Annotated in this window: 15 protein-coding genes and 1 tRNA gene; 11 read left to right on the top strand and 5 right to left on the bottom strand. The window is 67.9% G+C overall.

Annotated elements, in window-relative coordinates; all coding sequences use genetic code 11:
- Positions 1-28: 28 nt before the first annotated feature.
- Positions 29-1,135, bottom strand: coding sequence for an alanine dehydrogenase (ald, locus tag HRU76_15135; protein ID QOJ18836.1), 1,107 nt, complete (start codon positions 1,133-1,135; stop codon positions 29-31).
- A gap of 321 nt (positions 1,136-1,456) precedes the next feature.
- On the opposite strand from ald, the gene HRU76_15130 reads away from it, so the two are divergent.
- Both HRU76_15130 and trxB read left to right on the top strand, forming a co-directional pair.
- Positions 1,457-2,959: a hypothetical protein gene (locus HRU76_15130; protein QOJ18835.1), complete on the top strand. Its 1,503-nt coding sequence runs from the start codon at positions 1,457-1,459 to the stop codon at positions 2,957-2,959.
- 92 nt (positions 2,960-3,051) lie between these two features.
- Entirely contained in the window at positions 3,052-4,020 is a 969-nt protein-coding gene (gene trxB, locus HRU76_15125) for a thioredoxin-disulfide reductase (GenBank protein QOJ18834.1), read from the top strand.
- 37 nt (positions 4,021-4,057) lie between these two features.
- Here trxB and HRU76_15120 read toward each other — a convergent pair whose 3' ends face one another.
- Positions 4,058-5,665: an RtcB family protein gene (locus HRU76_15120; protein ID QOJ18833.1), complete on the bottom strand. Its 1,608-nt coding sequence runs from the start codon at positions 5,663-5,665 to the stop codon at positions 4,058-4,060.
- A gap of 112 nt (positions 5,666-5,777) precedes the next feature.
- On the opposite strand from HRU76_15120, the gene HRU76_15115 reads away from it, so the two are divergent.
- Positions 5,778-5,860 (top strand) — tRNA-Tyr (locus HRU76_15115).
- 95 nt (positions 5,861-5,955) lie between these two features.
- On the opposite strand, the gene HRU76_15110 is transcribed toward HRU76_15115, so the two are convergent.
- Together HRU76_15110 and HRU76_15105 are read right to left on the bottom strand one after the other, a co-directional pair.
- Complete coding sequence (locus tag HRU76_15110) at positions 5,956-6,168, bottom strand: hypothetical protein (protein QOJ18832.1); 213 nt, start codon at positions 6,166-6,168, stop codon at positions 5,956-5,958.
- Positions 6,169-6,480: 312 nt separating this feature from the next.
- Positions 6,481-7,524: a GDP-mannose 4,6-dehydratase gene (locus HRU76_15105; protein ID QOJ18831.1), complete on the bottom strand. Its 1,044-nt coding sequence runs from the start codon at positions 7,522-7,524 to the stop codon at positions 6,481-6,483.
- 276 nt (positions 7,525-7,800) lie between these two features.
- Between HRU76_15105 and HRU76_15100 the strand changes: the two genes are divergently transcribed.
- From HRU76_15100 to HRU76_15085, 4 genes are read left to right on the top strand one after another with little or no spacing between them, the layout of a single operon-like run.
- Positions 7,801-9,126, top strand: a complete 1,326-nt coding sequence (locus tag HRU76_15100; GenBank protein ID QOJ18830.1) for a Gfo/Idh/MocA family oxidoreductase — start codon at positions 7,801-7,803, stop codon at positions 9,124-9,126.
- Positions 9,123-10,097 (top strand): FAD:protein FMN transferase, encoded by a 975-nt coding sequence (locus HRU76_15095; GenBank protein ID QOJ18829.1) that lies wholly within the window; start codon positions 9,123-9,125, stop codon positions 10,095-10,097. Before HRU76_15100 ends, HRU76_15095 begins: the two co-directional genes overlap by 4 nt.
- Before the next feature lie 2 nt (positions 10,098-10,099).
- Positions 10,100-11,332: a Gfo/Idh/MocA family oxidoreductase gene (locus tag HRU76_15090; protein ID QOJ18828.1), complete on the top strand. Its 1,233-nt coding sequence runs from the start codon at positions 10,100-10,102 to the stop codon at positions 11,330-11,332.
- A 28-nt stretch (positions 11,333-11,360) separates the two neighbouring features.
- Complete coding sequence (locus HRU76_15085) at positions 11,361-12,119, top strand: hypothetical protein (GenBank protein ID QOJ18827.1); 759 nt, start codon at positions 11,361-11,363, stop codon at positions 12,117-12,119.
- Positions 12,120-12,183: 64 nt separating this feature from the next.
- On the opposite strand, the gene hutH is transcribed toward HRU76_15085, so the two are convergent.
- Complete coding sequence (gene hutH, locus HRU76_15080; protein ID QOJ18826.1) at positions 12,184-13,770, bottom strand: histidine ammonia-lyase; 1,587 nt, start codon at positions 13,768-13,770, stop codon at positions 12,184-12,186.
- A gap of 321 nt (positions 13,771-14,091) precedes the next feature.
- Here hutH and HRU76_15075 point away from each other — a divergent pair, with 321 nt between their 5' ends.
- From HRU76_15075 to HRU76_15060, 4 genes are all read left to right on the top strand, one after another.
- A complete protein-coding gene (locus HRU76_15075) occupies positions 14,092-14,898 on the top strand; it encodes a hypothetical protein (GenBank protein QOJ18825.1) in 807 nt (268 codons plus the stop codon).
- Between the two features lie 149 nt (positions 14,899-15,047).
- On the top strand, positions 15,048-15,884 hold the full coding sequence (locus HRU76_15070; protein ID QOJ18824.1) for a GTP cyclohydrolase I FolE2: 837 nt from the start codon (positions 15,048-15,050) through the stop codon (positions 15,882-15,884).
- 64 nt (positions 15,885-15,948) lie between these two features.
- Entirely contained in the window at positions 15,949-16,509 is a 561-nt protein-coding gene (locus HRU76_15065) for a GNAT family N-acetyltransferase (GenBank protein ID QOJ18823.1), read from the top strand.
- 61 nt (positions 16,510-16,570) lie between these two features.
- Positions 16,571-17,191, top strand: a complete 621-nt coding sequence (locus HRU76_15060) for a hypothetical protein (GenBank protein ID QOJ18822.1) — start codon at positions 16,571-16,573, stop codon at positions 17,189-17,191.
- Positions 17,192-17,194: the final 3 nt, after the last annotated feature.

Genomic DNA, 17,194 nt, shown 5'->3' with positions numbered 1-17,194 from the left:
CGCTGAACCATACTTCGGTTTCCACCGATCACACCGCGAGCGGCGTGTACTTCAGGTTGTGCGCCTCGGCGACCGGCTCGTTGGTGAGCAGACCCTTGTAGGTGTTGATGGCGTTGGCGAAATGCTTCGACCGGCGGGCCAGTTCCTCGGCGCCCAGATTGGCGAGCTTCACGGCCCACGGCAGCGTGGCGTTGGTGAGGGCCACGGTGCTGGTGCGGGCCACTGCGCCGGGCATGTTGCCCACGCAGTAGTGAACCACACCATCCACGGTGTAGACCGGCTTGGAGTGCGTGGTCACGCGGGCGGTCTCGACGCAGCCGCCCTGGTCGATGGCGACATCGACGATGACCGAGCCGGGCTTCATGAGTTTGAGGTCGTCACGCTTGATCAGGTGCGGCGCCTTGGCCCCGGGGATCAGCACCGCGCCGACGACCAGATCCGCCCACGCCAGGTGCTCGCGGATCGACTGGGGGTCGGAATAGATGGGCGTCACGTTGTCGGGCATGATGTCATCAAGCTGGCGGAGCCGCTCGATGTTGATGTCCATGATGACGACCTTGGCGCCCATGCCGCTGGCGACCTTGGCGGCGCAGGTGCCGACCACGCCGCCGCCGATGATGAGCACGTGGCCCGGCTCGACGCCCGGGACGCCCCCCAGCAGCACCCCTCGCCCGCCCCAGGGGCGCTCGAGGTACTTGGCGCCTTCCTGTACGGAGAGCTTGCCGGCCACCTCGCTCATGGGGGTGAGAAGGGGCAGGTGGCCGTGATCGTCCGTCAGCGTCTCGTAGGCGCACGAGATGCACTTCGTCTTCAGGCAGCCGGTCGTGAGCTTCTTGTCGGCGGCGTAGTGGAAGTAGGTGAAGACGATCTGGTTCTCGCGGATCATCTTCACTTCCGCCGGCTGGGGCTCCTTGACCTTGATGACCATGTCGGCCTTGCCCCAGACGGCGGCGGCGTCGGGGACGATCTTCGCCCCCGCCTTTACGTACTCCTCGTTGGAGAAGCCGCTGCCCAGCCCGGCGTCCTTCTGAACCAGCACGGTGTGACCCTTGGAGACGAGCACCTCCGCCCCGACGGGACGGAGGCCGACGCGATACTCATCCGCCTTCACTTCGGTGGGAACGCCGACAATCATGCCTGGGAATCCTGATGGGCGGGGAAACCAGCCCGGCCCGGGGGTGCGAGGGAAGGCGGATGATACCCCATCGACGCCAAAAGACAGCCCGAACCCGTCGTCCCGAATGGGGAACCGGCGGAATGACGCCGCGTCGAACACAGCCGAATGGCGACCGCTGGGCGGGGGTGGTCGTTTCTGGCGAGACGAGCCGTCAGCCAGACAGGCAGAGGGCATGGCACGTCCGCCTGTTTCTGCTACCATGCGGACTTCCGGTCCGGCGACCGCCCGGACGGCTGTCCAAGTCACCTGCGACGGGATGAAGGCGTGAAGGAAGGATTCATGAGTCGATCGACCCTGTGGCGTTGCGTGCTGGTGGGAGGGATGATGGCTGGCGGACTGCCGGGCGGCGCCGCCGTGGCCATGGCTCAGGACCAGGAAAACGAGGTGGTCCGGCGCGTCAACCAGCCGATTCTGCGCATGACCGAGGCCGCCAAGAGCTGGAAGATCCTCTTCGACGCCTTCCTCGACCTGACCAAGGCCCCCTCCGCCAGCGGACGCGCGGATGTGGGCTTCAACCTCAACACCATCCACCCTCGCATGTCGAACTGGAGCCAGGTGAGCGGCTGGGCGGAGACCAGCCCCTCGCTCGCCCAGGCGATTCTCACCGTGCGCGACCGAGTCGAGATCGGCCTGCCCTACGGCGACGACATCGACCAGCGCTACCGCAGCGCGGGCATTTACGCCGATCTCGCCGTCGATGGCAATCTGCGCGACCAGGACTTCGCCTATCTGCGCGTGATGGACACCATCGCGGCCTACGTGGCGGCGGAAACCTACCGGCTCTTCGAGGCCCAGCAGACGGAGCGCGCCCTCGATCTCGCCATCGCCCACCTGTACGTCGTCAACCAGCTGCTGCGGCGTGAGTTCCTCGTCGAGAAGATGCACGCCATGCGGCTGATGTCCGACTGCCTGGAGCTGCTGCGCGACCAGATGTTCACCTATTTCGACCAGTTCACGCTCCAGCAGTTCTCATCCGAGTCGTACAAGAGCGCCGACGGCAAGGAGCGCAAGGGCATTGCCTTTGAGCTGCCCTTCCTGCGGCTTGATCTGCTGCAGATGCCCGAGGGCGACCGGGTCGCCGCCAGCGTGCTGATTGACTCGGTGTTCGATCACAACACGCAGGAGGCCATTCCCGATCGCTTCGCCGACACGTTCGGCAAGATTCAGTCCGCCGATGCGCCCTTCACCATGTTCGGATCGCAGAAGCGGTGGAAGCTGGTTTCCCGTTTCCACGCCAGCCGCCTGGCCTCGCAGGATCAGTTGACGCTCGTCTACGACGACTGGTGGCGGCGCTGGAGCATCCGGGCGTGGCACCCGCTGCTCGAACTGACCCCGCAGTACCAGCGCACCAATCCCGTGCGGTTCGCGGTCGTCACCTATTCGCTGCGCGACCTGGCGGACATCTTCGTGCTGCGCCGTCAGCTGACGGCCGCCGCCAACGCCACGGCGGTCGCCGCGGGCATCTGCGGCTACCGCAAGCAGTTCGGCAACGAACCGGACGACCTGGAGAAGGTGTATACCACCTACGTCCGGCGCCGCAGCGACATGGACCCGTTCGACAAGGAAGGCAAGGGCTTCGGCTACCGCCGCGTCGCACGTCTCCAGGTCAACGCCGAGGCGCTGGATGACTTCGTCACCGTCACCGGCGGCCTGCTCTGGGCCAAGGGCAACGACCTCGCCAGCCAGCGAGGAGAGCGCCACTCGCGCGACGGCCTGACCGGCGACATCGTCTACTGGCCCCCCCTCCGCGTGCTGGCGCGGCAGCAGGGCCTGATGCGATGATCGACCGCGGGTAACCACCGGCGATCGACATCATCCAACCGATGCGGCGTCCCCTCGTCGCGTGAACGGATCTCACTCCCCGCGATCTCTCCATGCCCGATATCGAGCACGTCGTCATCATCGGCTCAGGCCCCGCGGGGTGGACCGCCGCCATCTACGCCGCCCGCGCGGGCATGCAGCCCCTCTGCTACATCGGCGTGCCCAAGCAGACGCCTTCGCTCGTGCTGCCCGGCGGCCAGCTCATGCTGACCACCGAGGTCGAGAACTACCCCGGCTTCCCGCACGGGGTGACCGGTCCCGAGATGATGGAAAAGTTCCAGCAGCAGGCGGAGCGCTTCGGCACCCGCGTGGTGGGGGAGGACATCGAGTCCTGCGACTTCTCCAGGCGGCCCTTCACCCTGCGAACCAGCGGCGGGGGAGAGGTGAAGACCCACGCCGTCATCATCGCCACCGGCGCCACCGCCAACTGGATCGGCCTGGAGAACGAGCAGCGACTCGCCCGTTCCGGCGGGGGCGTCAGCGCCTGCGCCGTGTGCGACGGCGCGCTGCCCGCCTTCCGCAACCAGCCGCTGGCCGTGGTGGGCGGCGGCGACACCGCCATGGAAGAGGCCAGCTACCTCGCCAGGTTCGGCTCGCGCATCCACATCATCCACCGCCGCGATGAACTGCGGGCCTCCAAGGCCATGCAGGAGCGCGTCAGAAAACTCCCCAACGTCCAGTTTCACTGGAACACCGTCGTCACCGACGTGCTCGGAGAATCCAGCATCACGGGGCTGCGGCTCAGGGACACCAGGACCGGCGCGGAATCCACTCTGGACGTGAAAGGGCTGTTCGTCGCCATCGGCCACACGCCCGCGACGGGGTTCCTCCGGGGCTCCGGCATCGAGTTGGACGACAAGGGATACATCGCCCTCAGGCACCGCGACAGCCGCACCAACATCGAAGGCGTCTTCGCCGCCGGCGACGTGGCCGACTCGGTCTACCGCCAGGCCATCACCGCCGCCGGCATGGGCTGCATGGCCGCCCTCGACGCGGAGCGATGGCTCGCGGCGCAGGGCTGACGCCTGTTTCCCGCACCTCTCGCCTCGGCGCCGGGTTCTAGTCCTCCGCCCGTTCCCCGTCGGGCGCCATCTTCACGATCCGAGGGTCGAAGCGAGCGATCACATCCACGAGGTCGCTCTGGCTGGCCATCACTTCATCGATGTCCTTGTAGGCGAAGGGCGCCTCATCCAGCCCCGCGCTGATGAGATGCACGTCACGCTCGCGCAGAAGCCGCTTCGCCTCTGACCACGAGCACTGGTTTCGAGCGGCGGTGCGCGACATCGCCCGCCCCGCGCCATGCGAGGCGGAATACAGCGACGCCGCGTTGCCCCGCCCGCGAACGAGGTAGCCGGGGCTGGCCATCGAACCGGGAATGATGCCCAGCACGCCGCGCCCCGCGGGCGTGGCGCCCTTGCGGTGGATGATGATTCGGCGGGAGGCGGAGGAAGGACTGAGAGGTGAGCCACCAGCCACCAAGGGGTTGGAGGCGTCAGGCACCTTGCACAAGGCATCGAAGCAAGACGCCGGGTCGAATCCCCCTCTGACAGTTGATGTCGCACTGCTGGTCGCTGGTGGCTCGCCCCTCACACCTTCCCTGGTGGCTGATGGCTCACTCCTCACTCCTCCCCGCTCCGCCTCCCACGCGAAGTTGTGGTGATTCTCCACGTCCAGCAGAACGTCGGCCCCAAGATGCTTTGCGATCCGGCGGTGGATGACGGCGTGATTCGCCGCGGCGTAGCGCCCCATCAGGTGCATCGCCTGCCAGTATTCCTGCCCGGCGTGGGAATCGAGATCGAGCCACGCCAGGTGCTTCAGGTGCTTGGGCAGTTCGGGGTGGGCGTCCATGGCGATCCTCGAGTAATACGCCGCCACCTGCGCTCCCACGCCGCGCGACCCGCTGTGCGACAGCAGTGCGACGTATCGCCCGGGCTCCAACCCCACGTCCGCACGGTCCAGCGTGAGCAGCCCGAACTCAACGAAGTGGTTGCCCGACCCGCTCGTCCCCAGCTGATCCCACGCCTTGCGCTGGTGTTGCGACGTCACCGGAGAGCACGACCAGTCGGGGTCATCCATCACGTCGTGCTCGTTGGGCTGGCGAAAGGTTGCGCCCATGCCGAAGCGCGTCTCCGTCTCGATGGCGCCGATCAGGCGGTCGATCTGACCCTTCAGCGCGCTGACAGGCAGATCGAGCACCGTCATCTTCATGCGGCAGGCGATATCCACGCCCACGGCGTAGGGAATCACGGCATTGTCAACCGCCAGCACACCGCCGATCGGCAACCCGTAGCCCAGGTGCGCATCCGGCATCAGCGCCCCGGCCACCGCCACAGGCAACTGACAGGCGTTCACCATCTGCTCGATCGACGCGGCGTCAAGATTCTCGCCCCACTGCCTCCACGGAGCGGGGGTTTCACGCGGGATGAACCGGCCGGCTTCGGCGGTGTGGGTGGAGTGCGGCCCATGTCCCGGCACAAGCGCCCGCGCCAGCGGACCAAAGACCGAATCCGCAACGAACCCATGCGGGGCGGCCAGCACCTCGCGCAGCCGCGCCCGGATCTCCGGCGTGCTCAGCCCGGCGTCAGACGCCAGCCCCGCGGCGATCTGAGCCGCCTTGATGGCCGCTCCCTTCGGCACGCCCAGATTGATGAGTTCACGGGTCTTCATGGGTGAGTCCGGGGAGTCGGTCCGCTCGTGCGCGGCGCATCGTATCGGCTGTGCGCGGGCGTGATTGATCGACGAAAGCGCCGGTCATACAGTTGGCCCTTCCGGTTCTCTCGGGCGAGTACCTAAGTGGCCAACAGGGGCAGACTGTAAATCTGCTGGCATACGCCTTCGGGGGTTCGAATCCCTCCTCGCCCATTGAGCCAGCGGCCAGACGACAGGAGTCAGAAACCGCATGACTCATGGCCTGCCGCCGGCGGTCTTGGTTGATCGATGACCGCTGACCACCGCGGCTACCGCTCCTTGGCGTGGCCGTGGCGGTCTTCCTTGCGTCGCTGCTCGCGGTGGGAAGGATCCATGCGGCTGGCGCCGCGGGGAGCTCCTCCCTGGTGGGCGCCGGCGGGTCCGCCCTTGCTGAACTTCGGAGCGGATGTGCCGCCCTTGGCGGTGGATGACATCTTGCCCTGTCCGCCGCGGGTGTTGCCTTTGCCTTTGCCGCTTGGCATGGGTGGCCTCCTGATGAGGATGATCGTCGCCGCATTCGTCGCCACGCTCTCTCCGCGCCGACTCGCCTGGAAGGCGTGGTCACCTGTGATGCGGCCAGCAGGACGGTAGCATGGCCGCGGTGATCACGTGCGGCGGCGGGTGAGAGGAAGAATCCGCGATCACGGCCTGCGCCGGTCGCTTCTGCTGTTGGCTGGCGGCGATTCGGCTGATGCCGAATGCCCTCACCGTCTCGGCGACCGGCGGTGGCCTGTCCGTTGACGACTGCGTTTCAACGATTGACTGTCAGGTTGGCCCCGGGGTGTTGGGGGCGCTCACGCCCCGCGTTTGATGGCGGCGGCACCATGCACGAGCGGTTTCCACCACCACTCATTCATCTGGTACCACTTGATGGTTTCGGCCAGGGCGCGGGGCCATTCGGTGCGTTCGGGCGACCAGCCGAGTTCGCGGGTGATCTTCGAGCCGTCCATCCCCGGGCGGGTGGGTTCGCTGGACTTCTCGGGCACAGTGTCGATGCGGGCGTCCTCGATGCACAGCAGGGCGACGGTTTCCTCCAGCAGGGCGAGGTCGCTCTGCACCATCCCGGCGGTGACGTTGTAGACCTGACCCGGCTCACCCTTCTCCAGGGCCGCCAGGATGGCGGCGCAGTGGTCGGCCACGTGGAGCCAGTCGCGGCGCGTGCGGCCGTCGCCCGGGACCGCGGCCCGGCCCCGCTCCAGCAGGGCGATGATGACGCGCGGCAGCAGGCAGCCGGGCGACTGGTTCGGACCCATGGTCCGGGCGCCGCGCGTCACCACGACCGGCAGTGAGAACGTGGCGGCATAGGACAGGGCGAGCAGATCGCCGGCGGCGCGGGTGGCGGCCCAGGGCGTGCGGGGGTGCAGCGGGGAGTCCTCGGTGAACGTGGTCGAGCTGTCATTGAGCGGAAGGCGCCCGTAGACCTCCTCCGTGGAGACCTGTACGAAGCGGCGGATGCCGGGCGCCTCGCGGCAGCAGTCGAGCAGGTGCTGCACGCCCGCGACATTGACGGCGGTCATGTGCCCGACATCCGGCTCCACGCCATGCACCGGGTTGTCGGAGGCGAAGTTGACCACCCCGTCGCACTTGCGCAGCACGCGGGTCAGTTCGGCTCGATTGCGCAGGTCGGCCTGAATGACGACGTGCCCTTCATCGCCTTCAAGTTCGACCAGGTTGGACAGCATGCCGCCGTGGGTGAGCGCGTCGTAGGTGACGACGCGCCATCGCGGACGCTCGCGTCGGAGCAGGCGCACGAAGTGGCTGCCGAGGAATCCGGCGCCGCCCGTCACCAGGATGGTGCGGTCCCACGAACGCAGGGTCGTGTCTCCCGATGGGTCCACGCGCCGCCTCCCCCGGGAAGGCCATGCCTCGAGGCGGCCGGATTGGATCGGTTGTTCCGGGCATGGAAAGAAGTACGGACTGTGCGGGATGAGCCAACCCAGGCCCGCGCAGACGGTATGACCGTCAGGGTTGACCGCTGACGGACGCCCCGGGGGCCGGGGCGGGGAGAGCGGCGTGGGTGCGTCGAATCGAGAGGCACCCCCTCGTCAAGCAGGGGCGGATCGTGTATAACGGGGTTGGACGGAAGCCGTTCCAGTCGTCAAAGGAGTTCTGCGATGCGTGCCACGAATCAGACATCCCGTCGCGGTCGTTCCCGCCGCCAGTTCCTCGCCCAGACCGCCTTCGCCGGGGCCGCCGCGCTGGTGGGAGCGCGGGCGTCGTCGTCGGTGCTGAACATGCCGGTGCTGCGCGCCAAGCCGCGCGTGAAGCTGGGGAAGGGTGATCCGATCCGCATCGCGGTGATCGGGCCGGGGGGCATGGGCAAGGGTCACGTGGGTGCGTTCCTGAACTTCAACAAGACCGGGCGCGAGAGCGTCCACATCGTGGCGCTGGCCGACTGCTGCTCGGTGCAGGTGGCGGACGCGATGAAGATGGTCGAGCGCGACCAGACCAGCGTTCAGTGCCAGGGCTACGCGGACTACCGCGAGGTGCTCAAGCGGGACGACGTTCACGCGGTGCTGATCGCCTCGCCCGAGCACTGGCACGCGCAGATGACGATCGACGCCATCCACGCGGGCAAGGACGTGTACTGCGAGAAGCCGATGACGCTCCGGCTGCCCGAGGCCCTCAAGGTGCGCGAGGTGCAGAACGCCAATCCCGACGTGCTGGTGCAGATCGGCACGCAGAAGATGATGCTTCCCAAGTACAACGAGGCGATGAAGCTGGTCGCCGCCGGCGCCATCGGAAAGCCCACCTTCAGCCAGACCTCCTACTGCCGCAACTCGAAGGACGGCGAGTGGCTCTACTACGCCATCGACAAGCGCATCAAGCCGGGCGAGACCATCGACTGGGACGCCTGGTGCGGCCAGCTCGGCCCCCGTCCGTGGAACCACGAGATCTACCACCGGTGGCGCCGCTACAAGGACTTCTCCACCGGCATCATGGGCGACCTGCTGGTTCACGAGATCACGCCGCTGATGATGGCCCTCAACGTCGGTTGGCCCACCAAGGTGCAGGGCATCGGCGGGCACTACATCGACAAGAAGATGGAGAACCACGACCAGGTCAACCTGACCGTGCAGTTTGAGAAGGAGCACACCATGATCGTGGCCGGCTCCACCTGCAACGATCAGGGGCTGGAGACCATGATCCGCGGCCACAAGGCCACCATGTACCTGGGCGGCAACAACGTGGTCATCCGTCCGCAGCGCATCTACGTCGATGAGATCGAGGAGCAGACCGTCAACTGCCCCAACATCAGCAACGACCAGGATGAACTGCGGCTCAACTGGCTGCACTGCATCCGCACCCGCGAGCCCGTCAAGAGCCCGGTCGAGTTCGCCACGCAGGTCATGGTGATCGTCGATCTCGCCACCCGCAGCGCGTGGGAGAACAAGACCTTCACCTTCGACCCCGAGACGCACACGACGCACGCGGCGTGATCACCGTCCGCCTGGCGACGCACGCCATGGGCGCCCGCTTCGAGTTCGTCCTGATGGGCGAGCGCGAGGCGCTGCTGCGCGCCGCGGGTGAAGAGGCGCTCGACGAGATCACGCTCTGGCATCGGCGCCTGAGCATCTTCGACCGCGCCAGCACGATCTCGGCCGTCAATGCGCGGGCGGCGCACGAGCCCGTGCCCGTGGATGCGGAAACCTTCGAATTGCTGGACCGCTGTGCGGCGCTGACGGAGCGGACCGGCGGGGCGTTCGACATCACCATCGGGGCGGCGATGGCCCGGTGGGGATTCCGCGAAGCGTCCCCCCTCGGTCGCTCGACGGCTCCGTCACTTGATGACTCGGTCCCTCGGCGCCGAGATGAACCCGCCCGGCCGCTCCTGCTCAATCCCGCCGCCCGCACGATTGCATTCACCTCGCCCGGCGTCGCCGTCGATCTCGGCGGCGTCGGAAAGGGCTGGGCCCTGGACCGCGCCGCCTCGCTGCTGCGGGATCGCGGCGTCGCCCATGCGCTGCTGCACGGCGGAACCAGCAGCGCCATCGCCATCGGCGCGCCGCCGGGGGCTGACGGCTGGAGAATCGCGGTGCGCCGCCCCGATGGTGACGATGCATCCGCGCTCGCCCGCGTCTTCCTGCGGGACGCCGCCCTGGGCGTCTCCGCGCCGCATGGACGAACGATTCGAGACGCGGAAGGGGCGTCTCGCGGTCACATCATCGACCCTCGCACGGGTGAGCCGACAGGCGGGGCGCTGCTCGCGGCGGTGGTTGGTCCATCCGCCACGGATGCCGACGCCTGGTCCACCGCGCTCATCGTGCTGGGCGAGCGGCCTGATTCGCTGCCGCCCTCCTACGCTTCGATCATCCTCGCCCCGGACGGCGAAGGCCGCATCCAGGGCGACTTTCACGGAATCATTGATGCTTCGCACGGGTCCAACCCGGCGGGCGGGTTTCAGGAGTGACCATGCGACCACACGATCGACGGACGTTTCTCACCACCACCGCGGGGGGCATGGCCGCCCTGGCGCTCGGGCCGATGGTGGAGCCGCTGCTGGCCTCGCCGCTTCGGGCGCCTCGGTCGATCGGCGTGATCGGCATGGGGCGGCAGGGACGCGCGATCGTCGCCGAACTGCAGAAGATCGGCAACGTCACCATCGCGGCCGTGTGCGACACGGAAGAAGGCCGCCTGAGCACCGCCGTGCGCCGCGCCGCGGGGGCTCAGCCGTACGCCGATCACCGCGCGTTGCTTGACAAGGCGACCGTGGACGCCGTCATCATCGCCACACCCACGCACCAGCACAAGGACATCGCGCTCGCGGCCATCCAGGCGGGTAAACACGTGTACTGCGAAAGTCCGCTGGCCCACACCATCGAAGACGCGAAGGCCATCGCCAAGGCGGCGCAGGGGCTCAAGACCACGTTCATGGTCGGCATGCAGGGACGGTCGAACCCTATCTACAAACTCGCCTGGACATTCGTCCGCTCCGGTTCGATCCGCGACTTCGTGCGCATGCGGGGTCAATACCACCGCAAGACGACCTGGCGCAACCCCGCGCCCGACGCGGCGCGGGAAAAGGCCGCCAACTGGCAGCTCGATCCGGCCGTCTCCATCGGGCTGGCCGGCGAGTTCGGCACGCAGCAGTTCGACGTGTTCAACTGGTACTTCAACCGCTACCCGAAGTCAGTCCGCGGGGCCGGCGCCATCCGCATCCACCAGGACGGGCGCGAAGTCTTCGACACCATCCGCTGCACGCTCGATTACGGCGATGGCGTGTTCCTTGACTATGACGCTACGCTCGGCAACTCGTACGAAGGCACGCACGAGCTCATGTACGGCAGCATGGGCACCGTCAAGCTCACCTGGACGCACGGCTGGCTGTTCAAGGAGGCCGACGCGCCCACCCAGGGCTGGGAGGTCTACGCCAACCGGCAGACATTCCACAACGAGGAGGGCATCACGCTCATCGCTGACGCCACCCAGCTGGCCTCGCAGGGGCGGCTGAAGGAAGGCGTCGGTCTCCCGCATGATTCGCTGCACTACGCGCTGGCGGACTTCCTGAAGTGCATTGAGGAAGGCCGCACCCCGCCCACGACGGCGGACGAGGGGATGCGAGCCGCCGCCGTCGGCATCCTGGCGAACCAGGCGATCGTCACCGGCGGCGAGGTGGCGATTGATGAGGCCCGCTTGACAACGTGATCGCTTTGCGCCCTCTGTGGTGAATCTCATGCCGCACCTGAAACTTCGTCACTTCGCCCTTGGCGCCCGGCTGGGGATGATCGGCTTCGTGCTGGCCCTGGCGGGCGGGTACCTGCTCGCCTCGTATTTGCACATGGTCGAGCACTACCAGAACCGCGACGGGCGGCCTGGCATGTCGTTCACTGATGTCAAGAGCGCGTATCACGGCGCCACCGTGCCCTCGCCGCTGCTGACCGCCCTGAGGCGGAACCATCCGCCCGAGATGCCCGCCGGGGATCGCGCTGAACTGCTCCGCTGGCTGGAAGGCGGCAACGCCGCGGCGAACTACGACAACCCGGACTTCGGCGATTTCTCACCCAAGGAGCTTCTCGACACGCACTGCGTTTCGTGTCACGCAGGCGCCGCCGAGCGCGGGGCGGGGTTGTCGCTGCGGAACTGGCCGGAAGTGCAGAAGGTCGCCTTCTCGGTGGAGGTGTTTCCCACCGACAGAAAGATCCTGCTCGCCTCGCTGCATGCCCATGCCAGCACGATGGGGGCGATCGGGCTGGTCGTCGCGCTGCTGGCGCTGCTGACTTCGTGGCCGCGCTGGTTGACGGGGGGGCTGGTTCTCCTCGCGGGTCTGGGGCTGGCCGTGGATGTCGGTTCGTGGTGGCCGGCGCGGAGCAATGAGGCCTTCGTGTATGGAATCGTCGCGGGCGGCGTGACGCACTCGACTTCGATGGCGGCCCTCATGCTCCTGATCGTCGTCGATCTGCTGCGGCCGGGGCTGACGACGAAGGCGGGGTGAAGCGCCGTCCGCAAGTGGCGTGTGCTGGTGAATGCGGAGTCGCCGGGACCGCGCGGTTTCGCTGTCACCGGTCGGGGCCTGCGAACTGTCCGCCCCGGATCAGTCCCGCGATGGCCGCGATGTCGGGCGAAGGGGGGCGGTCCGCCGTCAGCCGGGGCACGAGGGCGCGAACGGTCTTGTACACCCGCTCGACGCCCGCTCCTGAGCGAAGGGGTCGCTGGTACTCCATCGCCTCGGTCATCACCAGCAGTTCGACGGCGATGACCTGCGTGGCCAGATCGACCGCCAGGCGCGCCTGTCGCGCCGAGGTGGCGCCCATCGAGTTGTAATCCTCGATTCCGGCGGACGTGGGAATGTTGCCCACGCTGGCGGGGAACGCAAGCGTCATCAGTTCGTTGCAGCAGGCCGCGGCCGTGTACTGGGCGATCATGAGCCCCGAGTGAAGACCCGGCTGCGGGCTGAGATAGATGTTGACGGGGTTCTCGCTGTCGCTGGCGGTGAGCAGCCAGTTGATGCGCCGCTCGGCGACGCCCGCCACGTGGCACAGGGCGATCTTGAGCGAGTCCAGGGCGATGGCCAGGGGCATGCCGTGAAAGTTGCCGCCGGAGAGAAACGCGGGTGGGCCGCCCTCTCCGGCGAAGACAAGCGGATTGTCCGTCACCGCGCCCAGTTCTCGCTCGAACACGCCGCGCACGTGCTCGATGGCGTCAACCGCGGCGCCCAGCACGACGGGTGCGGCCCGCAGGCAGTACGGATCCTGCACGCGCGGATCATCCACGCGGTGGGCGTCGAGAATCGTCGAACCGCGCAGCATGTCGCGCACGCGGGCGGCGACGGCTCTCTGGCCGGGCTGCCGCCTCGCTTCGTGCAGTCGATCATCGAGGAAGGCGTCGGTGGCGCGGCAGGCGTCGATGGCGATGGCCAGCCCGGCGACGGCGGCGTCAAGCAGACGCCGGGTGTCGATGATCGCCAGGGCGCCCAGCGCGGTCATCAGGTGCGTGCCGTTGATGAGGGCCAGCCCCTCCTTCGCCTCCAATGCGAGCGGCTTGAGCCCGACGAGACGAAGCGCCTCACCGCCGGGCAGCGCGGCGGCCGATGAGCCGTCCGGGTGATCGGCGATGGTCGCTTCGCCTTCGCCGATCAGCACCAGCGCCAGGTGGGCGAGGGGGGCGAGGTCGCCGGAAGCGCCGACGGAGCCGCGGCAGGGGATGACGGGCGTGATGTGACGGTTGAGCATGCCCAGGAGCGCCTCGGCCAGTTCCGTGCGCACGCCGGAACGCCCCCGCGCCAGACCGGCGGCGAGGATGAGCATCATGGCGCGCACCACCTCGACGGGAAGCGGTTCGCCCACTCCCGCCGCGTGGGAGCGGATGAGGTTGCGCTGCACCTCACGGACCTCGTGCGGCTCAATGCGGCGGCGAGAGAGCGATCCGAAGCCGGTGTTGAGGCCGTAGATGGCCTGGGGGCCGCGGGCCGCGGCATCGACGCCTTGACGGGCGCCATCCAGCCGCGCACGGGCGGCGGGATCCAGCGATACCGGGCGGGCGCGTCGCGCCACCTGCTCAACCTCGTCGAATGTGAGCGGCGCCCCGGTCAGCACAAGCGGGGGAAGGTGCGGCGGGGAAGACGTGACGGAAGTCGATGCAGGCATGGGGGAACCATATCGCGGTTGTGGCGAAGCGTGGGTCGCGCAGACGGGCGGAAGGATGTGCGTACCAGTGATGGATCGCGGGCGGAGAGGCGATGGGCGGATTCTCAGCGAAACGCGACCCTCCCAAGTGAGCCGCGACCCTCCCAAGTGAGCCGCGACCATCCCAAGTGAGCCGCGACCCTCCCAAGTGAAACGCGACCCTCCCAAGTGAAACGCGACCCTCCCAAGTGAGCCGCGACCCTCCCAAGTGAGCCGCGACCGTGAGGGAGCGGTCCGCCCTCCGGCTCTGGTCGTTCGCGCATCGCCCTGCAACAATGGCGCATGAGGCGAGCGGCGTCGACCTTCATCGTGGTGATGCTGCTGGCGCTGGGCGCAATCGTGACCGGAATGCTCACGGGCGGCTGGATGCGGGGCTGGGCGGGCGGAGAGGCGCCAACGGTGGGCCTGGCGACCTCGCCTGGTGCGGCAGGTGCGGCTGCGGTCGCCCTGATGGGGCTGCTGGGGACGATCGCCATTGGCGTCGGACGTGCCGGACCGCGACATGCCGGCTGGGTCTTGGCGGGAGTGGGTTTGCTGGCGTGGGCCTCGCGCACGGGTACGGCGGCGGACCTGGAGCGACTGGAGGGGGCGCGGATCGCCGTCGCGGCGGAGGGAATGCTGTGGGCCGCGCTGCTCGCCGCATGGACGATGGCGGTGCGGCGGCTGGAGTCCGGACGCGTGGTCAGTCGGGCGGTCGGACCGGGCAGGGTGGTGGGGCTGTTCCTCGGAGGAGCGGTGACGATAACCGTGTCGCTGGCGATGGTCTGGCTCGTCGCACGCACGGGCCTGAAGGGGCAGACGCTCGCGGCGACGACCATCGGTGGACTGTTCGGCGTGACGGCGGGCATCGCGGCGGGGGGGCGCCCCCGGTTGGGCGCCGCGTGGACGGCGGCGGCGGGGGGGTTGGCGTTCGCGGCGGCCGCCCTGATTCCGCATCTCGCCGAAGCGGAATGGTTCATCCCCCTGCTTCGACCGATGCCGGGCGACTACGCGGCCGGGGCGATGCTGGGCGGCTCGCTGGGACTGGCGTGGGCAGGCACGCTGCTTTCGCCGACCCCGGAAGGCGCGGGCGGTTCTCATGCCGCCTGACCGACCTCATCCGACGGCGCGGGGTAACGACTGCCGCGATTCCGCATCCAATCAACGCGGCGCGTCGAAGCGCGTTTGGCCCGTCGAACCCCCGCCCCTATGCTTGGCTTTGGCCGGATTCCCGGTTTTCCGGAGGGAAGAGTCCCATCATGTCAACCCGGCTGCACAGCCAGTATCCCCCCCATGAGCCGCCCGTCGCCGGGCCGGTGTCCCTGCCCGACGTGCAGGGGGCCAGCGACCGCCGCCAGGTGTTCATCGACAAGGTGGGGGTGAAGGACGTGACCTACCCCGTCACGCTCAAGACGCCGTGCGGCAAGGGGCAGACCACGGTGGCGAAGATCAACATGTACGTCTCCCTGCCCGCGGAGCGGAAGGGGACGCACATGAGCCGCTTCCTCGAAGTGCTCAACGAGTACGCCGACGGCATCCGCCCGGATTCGATCGTGGAGATGTGCCGGTCATTGCGTCAGCGGCTGGATGCGGCCAACGCGCACTTGGAGATGGAGTTCACCTACTTCATCCGCAAGCTGGCCCCCGTGACCCAGCAGCCGGGGCTGATGGATTACACGGTGCGATTCATCTGCGAGGCCAACGGGGCGGACGACTTCATCATGAGTGTGACCGCCCCGGCCACGTCGCTCTGCCCGTGCTCGAAGGAAATCTCCACGTTCGGCGCCCACAACCAGCGGTGCCTCATCACGGCCGACGTGCGATTCAGCGGGTCGATGTGGATCGAGGATCTGGTGGAGCTGCTCGAAGCCAGCGCCAGTTGCGAGGTGTACTCGGTGCTCAAGCGGCCCGACGAGAAGTTCGTCACCGAAGAGGCGTACAACAACCCCAAGTTCGTCGAGGACATCGTCCGCGATCTGGCGGTGGCGCTCAACCGGGACGACCGCATCCTGTGGTACCACATCCGCAGCGAGAACTTCGAGTCAATCCATAGCCATAACGCCTACGCCGAGATCACCTTCGACAAGCGCGGTTGAATCGAGCCCCCGGACCCCCGGGCCAGCCGACGGCATCGTCCAACCGCCGGGCGGAAGGGACCGCATGTCGCCCATCACGCCAACCGTACTGGAAACGGATCGTCTGCTGCTGCGCCCGTTTACGCCGGAGGACGCGCCGGTGGTGCAGCGTTACGCCTCGGATCGGGAGGTGGCGCGCACCACGCTGAGCATTCCCCATCCGTACCCGGATGGAGCGGCGGCGGCCTGGATCGCCGGGCATGCCCGCGGCCTGGAGACCGGGCTCAACCCGATCTTCGCGATCACGCTCCGCGAAGGGGCGCAACTGATCGGCGCCATCGACCTGCGGCTCAACCCGGACCATCGCTGGGCCGAGGTGGGTTACGTCATCTACCGCCCGTGGTGGGGGGCGGGCTACGCCACCGAGGCGCTTCGGTCCGTGGTGCGACACGGCTTCGAGACCCTGGGGCTGCACCGCATCCACGCCCACCACTTTGGCAGCAATCCTGCGTCAGGCCGGGTGCTGGAGAAGGCGGGCATGAGGCGTGAAGGCGTGTGGCGCCAGCACATCTGCAAGTGGGGTGAGATGCTCGACGTAGTGCAGTACGGCCTGCTGCGCGCGGAGTGGGCGTCGGGTCAATTGTGAACGGACGGTTTGCATCGCGTGAGGATCGCGGATAGCGTTCGCCATCCTCGTGAGGGCCAGCATGACCGCGCCATCCTCCGCCACCGCCGCCAGTGTGACAGTCCTGCCGATCGTTCCGCCCGCCCCGCATTGGAGCGCGTGGTGGCCGCTGCTCCTGGGGCCGATCGGGATGGCCTGGTCGGCCATGACCGTGCTGGCGGACGCCCCGGTGCTGCAGGCCAAGCCGGTGCATGAAGTGGGCGCGATCGTGTTGACCGCCCTCGCCGCCCTGCTGTGCGTGACGCGGGCCATCTGCGGAAGGGAGCGGTTCTACATCCTTCTCGCCGCCGTCGCCTGCACCGTGCTGCTGCGCGAGATTCACTGGGACTGGACGACGAAGTTCGTGTACGCCTCGCTGGCCTCCATCGCGGTGTGGGCGTGGTTCTGGCGCGATTCGGTGACGCCCTGGCTGCGTCATCGCCACGCCACGCGCATCTGGCTCATCGCCGCGGCCATCACCTACGTGCTTTCGCAGATGATCGCCCGCCGGGTGCTCCAGCGGCTGGTGCCCGGCGATACCGTGATCTACCGGTTCATCGACGGCGTCTACGGCGACATGGAGGAAGTCGTCGAGAACATTGCCCACGTGCAACTGCTGGTGACGGTGACCATCGGCTCGTGGGTTCGAGCCGTGATACACTGAGGG

The sequence above is a fragment of the Phycisphaeraceae bacterium genome (genome assembly GCA_015709595.1).
Taxonomy (GTDB): Bacteria; Planctomycetota; Phycisphaerae; order Phycisphaerales; family SM1A02; genus CAADGA01.
This window is presented reverse-complemented; position numbering and strand designations above follow the sequence as displayed.